11 protein-coding genes are annotated in these 13649 nt (G+C 72.1%); 1 reads left to right on the forward strand and 10 read right to left on the reverse strand.

What is annotated here, in order from left to right:
• Positions 1-74 precede the first annotated feature (74 nt).
• The 10 genes from IE257_RS15660 to IE257_RS15705 form a co-directional block, all read right to left on the reverse strand.
• The gene (locus IE257_RS15660) at positions 75-1511 is read right to left on the reverse strand and encodes an MFS transporter (RefSeq protein ID WP_229920385.1); all 1437 of its coding nucleotides are present in this window, start codon (positions 1509-1511) and stop codon (positions 75-77) included.
• A 120-nt stretch (positions 1512-1631) separates the two neighbouring features.
• Positions 1632-2198 (reverse strand): TetR/AcrR family transcriptional regulator, encoded by a 567-nt coding sequence (locus tag IE257_RS15665; RefSeq protein WP_189968949.1) that lies wholly within the window; start codon positions 2196-2198, stop codon positions 1632-1634.
• 31 nt (positions 2199-2229) lie between these two features.
• Positions 2230-5133 (reverse strand): NHLP bacteriocin export ABC transporter permease/ATPase subunit, encoded by a 2904-nt coding sequence (locus tag IE257_RS15670; RefSeq protein ID WP_372452970.1) that lies wholly within the window; start codon positions 5131-5133, stop codon positions 2230-2232.
• 1 nt (position 5134) lies between these two features.
• Positions 5135-7393 (reverse strand): NHLP family bacteriocin export ABC transporter peptidase/permease/ATPase subunit, encoded by a 2259-nt coding sequence (locus tag IE257_RS15675; protein WP_189968950.1) that lies wholly within the window; start codon positions 7391-7393, stop codon positions 5135-5137.
• The gene (locus IE257_RS15680; RefSeq protein ID WP_189968951.1) at positions 7390-8196 is read right to left on the reverse strand and encodes an HlyD family efflux transporter periplasmic adaptor subunit; all 807 of its coding nucleotides are present in this window, start codon (positions 8194-8196) and stop codon (positions 7390-7392) included. The genes IE257_RS15675 and IE257_RS15680 overlap by 4 nt, the downstream gene beginning before the upstream one ends.
• A gap of 102 nt (positions 8197-8298) precedes the next feature.
• The gene (locus IE257_RS15685; protein WP_189968952.1) at positions 8299-8538 is read right to left on the reverse strand and encodes a hypothetical protein; all 240 of its coding nucleotides are present in this window, start codon (positions 8536-8538) and stop codon (positions 8299-8301) included.
• Positions 8539-8989: 451 nt separating this feature from the next.
• The gene (locus IE257_RS15690; protein WP_189968953.1) at positions 8990-9787 is read right to left on the reverse strand and encodes an N-formylglutamate amidohydrolase; all 798 of its coding nucleotides are present in this window, start codon (positions 9785-9787) and stop codon (positions 8990-8992) included.
• Positions 9788-9839: 52 nt separating this feature from the next.
• The gene (locus tag IE257_RS15695) at positions 9840-10352 is read right to left on the reverse strand and encodes an SRPBCC family protein (RefSeq protein ID WP_189968954.1); all 513 of its coding nucleotides are present in this window, start codon (positions 10350-10352) and stop codon (positions 9840-9842) included.
• A 127-nt stretch (positions 10353-10479) separates the two neighbouring features.
• Positions 10480-12486: a DNA helicase RecQ gene (gene recQ, locus IE257_RS15700; protein ID WP_189968955.1), complete on the reverse strand. Its 2007-nt coding sequence runs from the start codon at positions 12484-12486 to the stop codon at positions 10480-10482.
• A 91-nt stretch (positions 12487-12577) separates the two neighbouring features.
• Positions 12578-13120 carry a GNAT family N-acetyltransferase gene (locus tag IE257_RS15705; RefSeq protein ID WP_189968957.1) on the reverse strand — a complete coding sequence of 181 codons (543 nt, stop codon included), beginning with the start codon at positions 13118-13120 and terminating at the stop codon, positions 12578-12580.
• A gap of 175 nt (positions 13121-13295) precedes the next feature.
• On the opposite strand from IE257_RS15705, the gene IE257_RS15710 reads away from it, so the two are divergent.
• A complete protein-coding gene (locus IE257_RS15710; protein WP_189968959.1) occupies positions 13296-13628 on the forward strand; it encodes a GYD domain-containing protein in 333 nt (110 codons plus the stop codon).
• The last annotated feature ends 21 nt before the right edge of the window (positions 13629-13649 follow it).

Consider the following 13649-nt stretch of genomic DNA (forward strand, 5'->3'; position numbering starts at 1 on the left):
CGGACGATGACGGGTGCGGTTTCGTCGACGGGAACATGTTTGTTCTTCCTCTCGGTTCGGTTGACGTGCGGTGGTTACGGGCGCGGAGCCGCGGCCGCGGGAACGGCCGCGGTGCGGCGGGTGCCGGTACGGATGAGGAGCAGGGTGAGGACGGCGGTGGCCGCGAGGACCGCGGAGGAGATGCCGAAGGCGGTCCGGTAACCGGCGGTGAGCGCTTCGAGGTGCGGCCGGTGCGCGGCCGCGTGGGCGGTGGTGGTGCCGGCCAGGGTGGCCAGGACGGCGAGGCCGATCGCACCGCCGACCTGCCGGGTGGTGTTCACCAGGCCGCCGGCCAGCCCGGCGTCCTGTCCGGGGACGCCCTCCACGGACAGGGCGGTGAGCTGGACGAAGGCGATGCCCAGGCCCAGGCCGATGAGGGTGCTCGGGCCGAGGACGTCGGTGAGGTAGTCGCCGTGGGCGCTGATCCGGGTCAGCCACAGCATCCCGGCCGCCTCGGTCAGCAGGGCCGTGGTCACCGTCGCGGTGGCGCCGATCCGGCGGGAGATCCGTGGGGCGAGGGTGGAGCCGAGCATGTTGGCCGCGGCCAGCGGGAGTTGGCCCAGTCCGGCGGCCAGGGGGCTGGAGCCGAGGACCTGCTGCTGGTAGAGCGGGAGGAAGAAGAACAGGGCGATCCACACCGAGCCCAGCAGGGCCATCAGCAGATTGCCGGCGGTGACCCGCCCGGTGCGGAACAGGCGTGGCGGCAGCAGTGGGTGCGGGTGGTGGCGCTCGACGAGGACGAACGCGCCCGCCAGCACCGTGGTGAGGGCGAAGGCCCCGAGGACGGAGGTGTCCGTCCAGCCCGACCGGCGGGCCGTGGTCAGGCCCCACACCAGGGAGGTCACCGCGAGGGTGGCCGTGATGCTGCCGGGCAGGTCGAACCGGCCGCCGCCGCTGATCGCGGTCCGCGGCACGCACACCGCGACACCGGCCAGGACCGGGAGGGCGCCGATGGCGGCGGCGTGGAAGACCCACTGCCAGCCCCACGCCTGGGTGAGGACGCCGCCGAGCAGGACTCCGGCCGCGGCTCCCGCACCGGACACGGCGCCCCACACCCCCAGTGCCCTTCCCCGCCCGGGCCCCGGCGGGAAGAGCTCCATCACCAGGGCCAGCGCCGCCGGGGCGATCGCCGCCGCGCCCAGGCCCTGCACCGCGCGGGCCGCGATCAGTACGGGGGCCGAGGCGGCCAGCCCCGCCGCCAGTGAGGCGCCGCCGAACAGCGCGAGCCCCGCGAGCAGTACCCGGCGCCGGCCGACGAGGTCGGCCGCCCGGCCACCGGCCAGCAACAGCGCGCCGAAGGCCAGGCCGTAGGCGTTGACCACCCACGTGGTGCCGTTGTCCGACAGCCCGACGCCGTCGCGGATCTGTGGCAGGGCCACGTTCACGATGGAGGTGGCGAGCATGACGGTGAACTGCGCTCCTGCCAGTGCGGCGAGTGCCGCTCCGGGGCTGCGGGTGGTGGCGGGTTGCACTGCGATCCTCCTTGAGTGGTTGACCACTCACTCTTTAGGTCGAAGAAAAGGCGGAGCCGGGCGCCCCGCCGACAGTCGAACGGTCGGACGTCGGTCGGTCGGACGTCGGTCGTGCGGGTATCAGAAGTGCTTGATGCCTGCGGACAGGGTTCGGGTCCAGGGGGCGTCGACCTCGTCGGCCCCCATCGAGACGATGAGATGGCACAGCATGCCCTGCGCGAAGAACTCCTGGACCTGCCCTTCGGTGCCGCCCGAGGCGCCCCGGACGTACTCCACCAGCCGCGCGTAGCCCTGCCGGACCGCCTCGCGGACTGCCGGCTCGGAGACGGCCGCGGCCTGGGCGTGCAACTGGATCAGCATCAGGTCGTTGTCGCTGATCAGCAGTGCGTACGCATCCCCCATGGCCCCCAGTACGGCCTCGGGGGAGCTGCCCCTCGCCTCGGCCGCCGCCCGCTCCAGGCTGGCCCGGACCTGTACGAAGCAGTGCTCGACCACGGCCGTGAACAGCAGTTCCTTGTTCGGGAACAGGCGGTAGACGTACGCCTGCGAGATGCCGGCCGCCTTCGCCACCTCGGTCGTGGTGGTGCCCCAGTAGCCGCGCGCCGCGAAGGCGCCGATGGCGGTGCGCAGCACCGTCTCGCGGCGCTCCTCGGCGGTGGACAGCTGGCGGGGTCGTTCGCTCTTCATGTGAGTACTCAACCACTCACACTTTCGTGTGTCAACGCAGTTGCCGGCGGACCAGGCCGTGGAAGAGGCCGGTCGTATCGGCGAGCAGCTCGGCGGGCGGCCCCTGCTGGACGACCCGGCCGTCCGCCATGACGATCACGCGGTCGGCGTCCATGACCGTGGAGAGGCGGTGGGCGATCACGACGCGGGTGGTCCGCAGGGTGCGGGTGGATTCGATGACCACGCGCTGGGCCTCGTTGTCCAGCGCGCTCGTGGCCTCGTCGAGGAACAGGACGCGCGGTTTGCGGACGAGCGCCTGGGCGATCATCAGCCGCTGGCGCTGACCGCCCGAGACGGTGCCGCCTCCGTCGGACAGGATGGTGTGCATGCCCATCGGCATGGCCTTGATGTCCTCCGCGAGACCCGCCAGCGCCGCTGCCTCCCACGCCTCCTCCAGCGAGAACGTCCCGGCGCCGCAGATGCAGTCGAGGATCGAACCGGAGAGGGGCTGGGCGTTCTGCAGCACCACGCCGCACTGGCGGCGTACGGCCGCCCGGTCGAGCGCCGCCAGGTCCTGGCCGTCGTAGAGCACGCTGCCCGAGAGGGGCCTGTCGAACCCGATGAGCAGCCGCAGCAGGGTCGACTTTCCGCAGCCACTGGCCCCGACGATCGCGACGAACTCGCCCGCTCCGACCCGGAGGCCGACGTCATCGAGTACGAGCGGGCCGTCGTCGGTGTAGCGGTAGGACAGGTTCCTGGCCTCGACGGCACCGGTCAGCTCCCCCGGGCGGGTACTGGAGCGGTCCACCTCCGGGGTCTCCCGCAGGAGCGGCCGGATCTGCTCGAACATCGGCAGTACCGCGGCGGCCGAGACGAGGGCCCCGGTCACCTGCGTGACCGACGACAGCAGCATCGTCAGTGCGGTGCTGAAGGTGAGGAACTCGCTCGCGGACAGGGTGCCGCGGGCCGGGCCGGCCAGCAGCACGAACATCACGAGGGTGCACAGCGGCAGGTGGACGGCGCCGAGGACCGTGCTGACGTTCTGCGTCCGGCCGATGCGCTGCTGCAGGTCCCGGGTACGGGCGAACTCCTTCGCCCAGGCCGCGTACGCGAAGCTCTCGGCCGCCGCGACCCGGAGCTTGGGCAGGCCGCGCAGGGTCTGGAAGGCCTGGTTGCCCAGCCGGTGGCCGAGCGTGTTCAGCCGGCGCTCGTACCGCAACTGCCACAGTCCCAGGCCCAGGAAGATCCCCGCGACGACGACCAGCATGGCCAGCGCCGCCATCGCCAGCGGCACGCTGTGGACGAGCAGCAGCACGAAGCTGACCGCGCCGACCGCGCCCGCCTGAACGCAGACCGGGCCGATGCCGGACAGCACGCGGCGGATGGCGCTGATGCCCATCGCAGCGCCGGCCAGTTCGCCGGTGGAACGACCGGTGAAGAACGTCGCCGGCAGCCTCAGCAGCCGGTCCCACACGGCCGGTTGCAGGGTGGCCTCGATGCGGCCCTCCATCCGCAGCAGGGAGGTGTTCTGCAGCAGCATGAAGACGGCCGAGACCACGGCGGTCGCGATCAGCGCCAGCCCTGTCTGCACGATGAGGCCGGTCTCGCCCTGCGGGACGTACCGGCCGAGGACCTGGCCGGTGGCGACCGGCACCAGTGCGCCCAGGACCACCGCGACCAGCCCGCCCAGCATCAGGCTGCGCAGCTCCGGCAGGATGCCGCGCGCGCTGAACCGGAGCAGCGCCGGCAGGCTCACCCGCCCGTCGGGCAGGGGGCGGTACAGCATGACGGCGCGCGGTTCGTAGGCGGCCACATTGCCCTTCCCGACGCGGTCGCGCGTGCCGGTGGCGGGGTCGACCGCCTCGTAGCCGCCGCGCCGCCACAGCAGGGCGACCGGCGCGCCGTCCTTCTCGCGCCGCCCCACCAGCGGACCGCTGTTCTCCCGCCACCAGCGCCCGCCGAGCCGGACCACCCGGGTCCGGATCCGTGAGGCGAGCGCGATGCGTTCGACGGGATCCAGCTGCTCGGACGCGGCATCGGCCCCGCCCGGCGCGGTCAGGGCGATGCGTGCCGCGTCGGCGACGACGCGGCACGCCGCGAGGGTCGCGTCCACGTCCGCGCTCCGGTGAGGATCCCGGCCGCCGGCGCGGACGATGGACGCCAGCAGCGTCCGGTCCGCCTGGGTGCGGGCCGCCCGGCCCGCTTCGATCCCGGCCGCCGTACGGTCCTCGTGCGCGCGTTCGAGTTGCTCGATCCAGTCGTCCAGGGCGTACAGCAGCCGGTACTGCTGGTCGACCATGCCCTGCCACATCGCCGCGTCGACCAGGAGGGTGCCCACCGCCTCCGCCTCGTACACGGCGCCGTACTGCACACTGCCCGGCGTGATCCGCATCCACAGGATGTCCTCGTCGGCTCCACCGTGCCCGGTGGTGGCGGTGCCGTCCAGCGGCGCCTGGTAGAGCACGCGCAGACCGCGGCCGATGCCGCGCGCGAAGGCGTCCTCCAGGGGGCTGGGCAGTCCCGCGGCCACGGGGCCGTACTGCCCTTCGTCGGCGTACTGCGGATACGGCGGATACTGCGGGTCCTGCGGGCGGTACAGCTCCCGCAGAGCGATGCGGCGCAGCCGGCACCCCGGCAGGGGCCGGCCGACCAGGGTGTGGTCGGGGCCCTCGGCGGGGCCCAGCAGCAGCGTGCCCGGCTCCAGCCGGCCCAGGAAGTGCCAGTGCCCGCCCTGCGCGGCGTCCACCGCGAAGAGGTCCAGCTCGCCCTGGACGACCAGCCACAGGACGAGCGGACCTTCCAGGGACAGGCTGCGCATGCCCGTGCAGTCGACCGGCCGGCCCAGCGCACCCAGGGCCGCGACGACCGGGTCCGGGGCCCCGCCCGCGGGGGCGGCGGCAGCGGCGCCAGGGGCGGCACCGGTGGCCGTGGTGGGCGGGTGCTGTGCGTACGTCACCTCAGTGCTCCTTGACCAGTGCGGCGTACCGGCCCTGCGCGGCCACCAGATGCTCGTGCCGGCCGCGCTCCACGACCGTGCCCCGGTCGAGCACGACGATCTCGTCGCTGTCGCGCACCGTGCTCAGCCGGTGGGCGATGACCACGCAGGCGCAGCCCCGGCGGCGCAGGTTCTCGATGATGACCTGCTCGGTCACCGCGTCCAGGGCGCTGGTCACCTCGTCGAGCACCATGACGCTGGGGCGGCGCACCAGCGCCCGCGCGATCTCCAGGCGCTGGCGCTGGCCACCGGAGAAGTTGCGCCCGTCCTGCTCGACGCGGCTGTGGATGCCGCCGGGGCGGCGGGCGACCACCTCGTGCACGGCGGCGTCCTCCAGCGCGGCGACCACGGCCTCGTCCGGGATGGAGGGGTCCCACAGCGTGACGTTGTCGCGGACGGTGCCCTCGAAGAGGAAGACGTCCTGGTCGACGAAGGAGACGGAAGCGGCCAGCGCGCCGCGCGGGATGTCCTCCAGCCGCATCCCGTCGATGCGGATGGCCCCGGCCCAGGGGGCGTGGAGGCCCGAGATCAGCCGCGACACGGTGGACTTGCCGCTGCCGGAGCCGCCGACGAGCGCGACCTGCTGCCCGGGTCCGACCGTGAGCGAGAACTCCTCCAGCAGCGGGGCGTCCAGCGGGTTGTAGCCGAAGGTGATGCGGTCCAGCTCCACGTGGCCCTTGAGCCGTCGGGTGGAGGTGGCGGGCTCGCGCCGTGCGTAGACGCGGTCGACCGGGAAGTTCTCGACGTCCCTGAGCCGGGCGACGTCGGCCGCGAAGTCCTGGATCCGGCCGGCGACGCCGCCCAGCCGGGAGATCGGGGCGGTGAAGCTGGTCACCAGGGCCTGGAAGGCGACGAGCAGGCCCACGGTGAGGTGCCCCTCCACCGCCCGCAGACCGCCGATCGTCAGGATCAGCGCACTGTTGAACGCCGCCAGCGTGGGCGCGACGATCGCCAGCCACGCGCTGGGCACGCCGAGCCGCTGCTGCACGTCGAGGGTGACCGCGTGCTGTCCGGCCCAGCGGCGGAAGAAGCCGTTCTCGCCGCCCGTGGCCTTCATCGTTTCGATGAGCTGGAGACCGCTGTACGAGGTGTTGGTCAGCCGGGCGCTCTCGGCGCGCAGCTTGTGGGTACCGGTGGCCCGGAGCCGGATCGCGATCCGCAGGGCGACCACGTTGAGCAGCGCCACGGCCACACCGACGAGGGTGAGCTGCGGGTCGTAGGTCCACAGCAGCACTGCGTAGAGCAGCACCACCACGGCGTCCACAGCGGCGGCGGAGAGGTCCCGGGCGAGGGTCTCGGCCACCGAGTCGTTGGACTGCAGGCGCTGGACCAGATCGGCCGGGTTGCGCTGGGAGTAGAAGGTGACCGGAAGCCTGAGCAGGTGCCGGAAGAAGCGGGCACTGCCCAGGGTCGAGGAGATGATGCGCCCGCGCAGCAGGTTGGCCTGCAGCAGGGCGGTGAGGGTCGCGGTGAGGACGAGGGCGACGGCCATCGAGGCGAACAGCACACCCAGCAGGGAGGTCTGCTCGCCGATGAGGAACATGTCGATGTACGTACGGCTCAGGGTCGGCACCGCCGCACCGACGACGACCAGGAGGAGACTGGCGAGCACGGCGGCGGTCATGGTGCCCGAGGTGCCCCGCAGACGGGCCGGCACGGTCCCCAGGACGCCGGGCCTGCGGCCGCCGCGGCGGAAGCCGTCGCCGGGCTCGAAGGTGAGGACGACGCCCGTGAAGCTGGTGTCGAACTCTTCGATGGGGACGAACCGGCGGCCCTTGGCGGGGTCGTTGACGTACACGCCCCGGCGGCCGAGGCGCCGTGCCGTGCCGTCGTAGACGACGTAGTGGTTGAACTCCCAGAACAGGACGGCCGGGCCGCTCACTTCGGCGAGCGCGGCCAGGTCCATCTGCATGCCCTTGGCCTTCAGCCCGTACCCACGGGCGGCCTTGAGGAGGTTGCTGGCGCGGGAGCCGTCGCGGGAGACGCCGCACGCGATGCGCAGTTCTTCGAGCGGGACGAAGCGGCCGTAGTGGCCGAGGACCATGGCCAGGGCGGCGGCGCCGCACTCCACCGCCTCCATCTGCAGCACGGTGGGGGTGCGTACGGGGCGGGGCGTCCTGCCCCTGGGGGCGGTTGCGGGCGCGGCCCTGCGCCGGGAGCCGCTCTTCGGGCCGGGCCGGTGGCGCCGGCGTCCGGCGGGAGGGAGGTGCGGCGCGGTCACGGCAGCAGCCAGTCGACCGGGCGCTGCGCGGAGAGGTGGACGGCGCCGGTGACCGGGGTCCTCGAATCGACGGCGTACGGGGGCCCGTCCGAGGAGGACCAGCGGTAGCCGGACGGGGTGGAGGAGGAGCGATCGAGCGCGACGAGCACGGCCACCGGGTTGCCGTGGCGGGAGAACTGTTCGGCGAGCGCGCTGTCGCCGAGGAAGCCGCCGATCTGCGCCTGCGTCAGGGGTGCGCGGCCGACCGCCTCGACCCGGCCGCGCAGCATGCCGAACTGCTGCCGCGGGACGGACTGGAGGCTCAGGTCGACCGGGGCGCCCACGTTGATCGCCGAACCGCTGCCGCCGGGCACGTACAGCACGGCGACCAGCGGGTCCTGCGGATCCTTCACGCGTTCCACGGTCGCCACGTCGGCACCGGTGGCGATGACCGCGCCCACCTTGGCCACGAGTGTCGTCAACCGGCCGCCGGTCACCAGCCGCACGGGGCGTTCACCCTGCTCCGTACGGACATTGAGCAGGGGCGCGCCCGCGGCGAGCAGTTGTCCCTCCTGGGCGAGGACCTCCGTCACCTGGCCCGCGGTCGGGGTCTGCAGCACGTAGCTGCCCTCGGCGCGGGTGAGGATTCCGGCTGCGCTCAACTTGGACGACACGGTGCCGGTGAAGGCCCAGAACGTCGCAGCCGCCATGACGAGGACCGTGACGGCCATGACGAGCCGCCCCTGCGGGCGGGCAAAGCGAACGGGCAGGTCGAGTTCTTCGGGCGATTGCAGCTTGGAAAGAGCCTTTTGGCGAAACTGCACGGACTGTTCCTTCAACTGCATTCGTATCTTCGGGCGGGCGCAGGGACGGCCGAGAACCCCGGAGCCGTGGGGGACGCTCCGGGGTTCACGGGTATTTCCCGATCAGAGACCGGCGCGACCGGCGTTCACCGAAACGCCGGTGAGGCCCGTGACGAGGCCGGGGACGTGGGACACGATGCCCTGCGCGGCCTGGACGGTGTTGAGGGAGCCCACGACACCCACGATGTTGCTGACGTCGCTGGTCACGGCGCCGCCGAGGCCGCCGGACACGCTGATGAGACCGCCGGAGACGGCGTCCAGCTCGGTGTCGTCGATCTCACGGGTCTCAAGGTCGTTACGCATGGCGCGCACCTTTCATTGGGGGGAGGAATTCACGCTGCGCGGTGGGCGGCACGAAACTCTGCCGCCGTTCCCGACTGCTGCGATGCGGACGATGAAAGCACGCGAACGGGCCGCCCACCCAATTCCATTGACTCCCCGTCACGGGCAGATGGTCGCCTCCGTCGACGGACGTGCAGCTTGATTCACCGAATGGTGGCGACTTCTTCACAGAAACGAGTAACAGATATGGCAGACGCGTTGCTTACACAGAACTAAGCAGAGTAAATCAGCACCAAAAGGACAGGGCATACCAGGCGTATCGCCACACGGAGGAGGTCTGCTGTCGAGATCGCGAACACGATGTGCAGGTTTCCTGAGGGTGCACGGGGTGACGCCCCCATCACGCCGGGTGTGCACGCGGAAAGGGCCGGGCCGTCGTTCGACAGGCCCGGCCCTTTCGGTCGGATGCGGCCTAGGGGTGGAGGCGGTCCACGAGTTCGGCCAGAGCCGCCGCCGGCGCGAGGAGGCGGGGACCTGCCGGCCCGCCCGGCTCGGACATGTACACGTCCCGGCGGATCTCGACCATCAGCGCAGCGACCCGCCGGTCCCTGCCGTAGTGCTCCAGCGGCACGTACGTCCCCGCGAAGGGGCTGTCGAGCCCCGTGCCGCCGAAGCCCGCGAAGGCCTTCTCGGCCGCTGCGAGGAGGTCGGGCGCGGTGTGGAAGGGGTCGGTGCCCAGGCAGATCGGTGGCCGAGGGCCGGCGCTGTGCAGTTCGTACGGGAGCGGCTCCGTCGGGTACGAGTGCACGTCGATGATCACGGCTCGTCCGACGGCCGCCAGTCGGTCCTCCACGGCCCGCGTCATCGCGTCCGCGTACGGGTGGAAGTAGCGCTCGATCAGCGGCCGGGCGTCGAAGCCGTCCGCGCGCAGACGCTCCCGGTGGGTGGTGCGCGTGTACACCGCTCCCATGCCCGCGGCCAGCATCTCCTCGCGCTCGTCCGGGAAGCGCTCGGGGTCGATGACCAGACGGGACAGCCCGTTGACGAACCGCCACGGCGGGAGGGCGCAGCCGGCGGCGGCCGCCTCGGCGATGTCCGCGGTGTGGGAGTCGGTGATGTGGTCCAGCTCCTGCTCCAGTTCCCGGTCGCCCAGCACGATGCCGCCGCGGACTGCCTCCGGTATGACGCGCGAGGAGTGCGGGACGTGCAGGATCACCGGCGACGCGGCGGCGCCGGGCAGGAGCCGGAAGGACTCGGGTGCAGGGTTCATGTGGATTCCTCGGTGGGACGGGTCGTACGCGCGGACGCCGCGGACACCGGGGTCACCGCGTGTCGGGCGCCGGCTCCAGGGCCTTCTTGAGGTTGCGCAGGGTGGTCGCGATGTTCCTGCGCTGGAAATCGGCGAAGGTGTGGCCTCGTGTGGCGATCCGGTCGAAGGCGTGCGCCACGAAGTCCGGCCACGAGCGGCGGTCGTCGGTCCACGTCTCGGTCACCCGCGTGCCCTCCGGCACCGGCTCGAACCGGTACTCCCAGGTGGCGATGGGGCCGGGCACCCGTGGACGCCGGATCCCGATGGCGTGCACCCGGAACCGGAACAGCCGCTCCTGTTCGACCGCCGTCACCGTGCACCGAGTGGTCCAGCGGAAGGACCCGCGCTTGTTCCGTCCGTCGAAGACCATCCCGACATGGGTCTCCCCGGCCTCTCCGTGCACGGTGGCACCGAGGTTCTCCGGGCTCCAGCCGCCCATCCGGGCGGGATCGGAAACGTGCCGGTAGACGTCGGCGGGACTGACGCGGACGACGATGCTGTCGGACACGGTGAACGTACGAGACATGGCTCTCCCCTCCAAGGACCACGACGCTACCGTCCCGCCCCACCCGTGGCTACCCTTCGGTAACTTCACGGGTGGGCTCACGCAGGGCGCCGCGGCTCCGACTCCCGCCTGCTGCGACGGCGGCCGGCTACTGCCAGTCGTCCCAGGGCGGCGGGGCCATCTCGTCCAGGTCGAAGGGCGGCTCGTCGTCGTCCGGCGCCGCCGGGCGGGCCGGAGCGGCGGACCCGGACCCGGACCCGGGCGCGGGCGCGGGCGCGGCGACGGCAGCGTCCGGGTCCGTGGCTCCGCACTCCGCCAGGGTGCCGAGGACGCCCTCGGCGTACTTGGCGAGCTTGGCCTCGCCGATGCCGCCGACGGTGCCCAGCTCCTCCGCCGTGGCCGGCAGCCGCGTCGCGATCTCCCGCAGCGTCGCGTCGTGGAAGACGACGTACGCCGGTACGCCCTGTTCCTTCGCGGTCTCGGCCCGCCAGGCGCGCAGGGCCAGGAAGACCGGTTCGGCCGCGGCCGGCAGGTCGACCGGTACGCGGGCGCCCTTGCCCGAGCGCGATCCGGACTCCTTGCGGGCGGGGCCCGCCGGCGCCTTCTCCTTCCGCATCGAGACGCTGCGGCGTCCGCCCAGCACCTCGCCGCTGTCCTCGGTCAGCACCAGCGTCCCGTAGTCGCCCTCCACCGCCAGCAGCCGCTGCGCGAGCAGCTGGCGTACGACGCCCCGCCACTCCGCGGTACCCAGCTCCGACCCGACGCCGAACACCGAGAGCGCGTCGTGGTCGAACTGGATGACCTTGGCCGTCTTCTTGCCCTGGAGGATGTCGATGACCTGGCCGGCGCCGAACTTCTGGCGCCGCTCCTTCGCCAGCCGCCACACGGTCGACAGCAGCTTCTGCGAGGCGACCGTCGCGTCCCAGGACTCGGCCGGCGTCAGGCACGTGTCGCAATTGCCGCACGGAACGCCCGACTGCCCGAAGTACTCCAGCAGCCGCACCCGGCGGCAGTCGACCGTCTCGCACAGCGCGAGCATGGCATCCAGGTGCATGCCCAGGGACCGGCGGTGCATCTCGTCGCCCTCGGATCCCTCGATGAGCTTGCGCTGCTGCACCACGTCCTGCAGGCCGTACGCCAGCCACGCCGTGGCCGGCTCGCCGTCGCGGCCGGCCCGGCCGGTCTCCTGGTAGTAGCCCTCGACCGACTTCGGAAGGTCGAGGTGCGCCACGAACCGCACGTCCGGCTTGTCGATGCCCATGCCGAAGGCGATCGTGGCCACCACGACGACTCCGTCGTCCCGCAGGAAGCGCGCCTGGTTCGCCGCACGCGTGCGGGCGTCCATGCCGGCGTGGTACGCCACGGCGTCGATGCCCTCCTCCACCAGGAAGGCCGCGGTCTTCTCCACCGAGGCCCGCGAGAGGCAGTACACGACTCCGGCGTCACCGGCGTGCTCGCTCCGGATCAGCTCCAGCACCTGCTTGAGCGGGTTGTTCTTGGGGGCGATCCGGTACTGGATGTTCGGCCGGTCGAAGCTGGCGACGAAGTGCCGGGCGTCCTCCAGACCGAGCCTCGCCACGATCTCGGCGTGGGTGGCCTCGGTGGCCGTCGCGGTCAGCGCGATCCGCGGCACCTTCGGCCAGCGCTCGTGCAGCATCGACAGTGCGAGGTAGTCGGGCCGGAAGTCGTGACCCCACTGGGCGACGCAGTGCGCCTCGTCGATCGCGAAGAGCGACACCTTGCCCCGGTCGAGCAGCCGCTGGGTGCTCTCGGTCCGCAGCCGCTCGGGAGCCAGGTAGAGCAGGTCCAGCTCGTCGGCGAGGAAGGCCTGCTCGACGGCCTGCCGCTCGTACGGGTCCTGTGTCGAGTTGAGGAATCCGGCCCGCACCCCGAGGGCGGTCAGTGCGTTCACCTGGTCCTGCATCAGTGCGATGAGCGGCGAGATCACGATGCCCGTGCCGTCTCTGACGAGCGCCGGGATCTGGTAGCAGAGCGATTTGCCGCCACCGGTCGGCATCAGCACGAGGGCGTCGCCGCCGCCGACGACCTGCTCGATGATGTCCTGCTGCTCGCCGCGGAAGGAGCTGTATCCGAACACGCGGTGCAGTACCTGCAGGGCGTCGGAGGTGTCGGGGGAAGCGTCCGGAAGTGCCATCCACGAAGCCTATCGGCCCCCACCGACACGCCGTCCCGATCCACCCGGACCGGGACGGCGGAGGCGGCCCGACGAGGCGGACGCCGTCGGCCTAGCCCTGCGGGTCCCGCTTCCAGTCCTGGGCGAGGAGCCCGAGGAGGACCTCGTCCAGGAACTCGCCCAGCACCCAGGCCGAGGAGCGCAGCACACCCTCGCGGACGAAGCCGTTGCGCTCGGCGGCGCGCAGCATCGCGGTGTTGTCCGACAGCGTCTCGATCTGCAGCCGCTGCAGGCCGCGCACGACGAAGCCGTAGTGGCACAGCGCCGCCACCACATCGGTGCCGTAGCCCTTGCCGCGGGAGGACGGCAGCAGTCCCAGCCCGATGTGCGCGGACCGGTTGTGGTCGTCGATGCCCCACAGCGTCGCCGTGCCGACGAGCGTGCCGCCGTCCAGCTCCACCACGGAGAACCGGACGTGCCGCTGCTCCTCGTCGTCGGCCACGAGCCGCGGATCCTTCGAGCCGGGCGGGACCGGCCGCCACGGCCCGCTCTCGGCCCGCGAGGCGTTGATCACGTCGTCGTAGAGCTCGGCCCGCAGGATCGGGATGTCTTCCTCGTGCCGGGCCCTGAGCCCGACCGTGCTGCCTCGTAGCATGCAGGCTTCCTACCCGGCCGGACCGGCCGGCGGCAAGCCGATTTGCCGCGGACCGGACGGGCCGACCCGGCCGTGACGGCGGGTGCTGAGCGACAATGGTCGGGTCGGCGAACCGATCCCTGATCCCGGTCACCTGCTCATCGGCGGTGCCGGCGGAGCAGTGGGGAGAGAGACCATGCCGCTCTATCTGTCGAGGTTCAGCTACACGCCGCAGACCTGGGCCCGGCTCATCAGCCACCCCGAGGACCGCGCAAAGGCCGCTCAGGCGTACATCGAGTCCGTCGGCGGGAAGCTCCACGGCTTCTGGTACGCCTTCGGTACGCACGACGGCTACAACCTGTGGGAGGCGCCGGACAACGTCTCCATGGCCGCCGTGGCGCTGGCGATCAGCGGGGGCGGCGCGCTCAGCTCCTTCGAGACGACCGTCCTGCTGACCGTCGACGAAACGCTGGACGCCCTGCGCAGGGTCGAGCAGGTCCAGTACCGGGCTCCTGGCCTGCAGCAGTGAGCCACGCTCGCGAGTGCCACG

This window comes from Streptomyces avidinii (assembly GCF_014650695.1).
Lineage (GTDB): Bacteria > Actinomycetota > Actinomycetes > Streptomycetales > Streptomycetaceae > Streptomyces > Streptomyces avidinii.

What these genes read in the sequence shown, in the direction of transcription:
- IE257_RS15705 (WP_189968957.1), bottom strand. Translation starts at nt 13,120, where the DNA reads ATGCTACGAGGCAGCACGGTCGGGCTCAGGGCCCGGCACGAGGAAGAC.
- IE257_RS15665 (WP_189968949.1), bottom strand. Translation starts at nt 2,198, where the DNA reads ATGAAGAGCGAACGACCCCGCCAGCTGTCCACCGCCGAGGAGCGCCGC.
- IE257_RS15695 (WP_189968954.1), bottom strand. Translation starts at nt 10,352, where the DNA reads ATGTCTCGTACGTTCACCGTGTCCGACAGCATCGTCGTCCGCGTCAGT.
- IE257_RS15710 (WP_189968959.1), top strand. Translation starts at nt 13,296, where the DNA reads ATGCCGCTCTATCTGTCGAGGTTCAGCTACACGCCGCAGACCTGGGCC.
- IE257_RS15685 (WP_189968952.1), bottom strand. Translation starts at nt 8,538, where the DNA reads ATGCGTAACGACCTTGAGACCCGTGAGATCGACGACACCGAGCTGGAC.
- recQ (WP_189968955.1), bottom strand. Translation starts at nt 12,486, where the DNA reads ATGGCACTTCCGGACGCTTCCCCCGACACCTCCGACGCCCTGCAGGTA.
- IE257_RS15690 (WP_189968953.1), bottom strand. Translation starts at nt 9,787, where the DNA reads ATGAACCCTGCACCCGAGTCCTTCCGGCTCCTGCCCGGCGCCGCCGCG.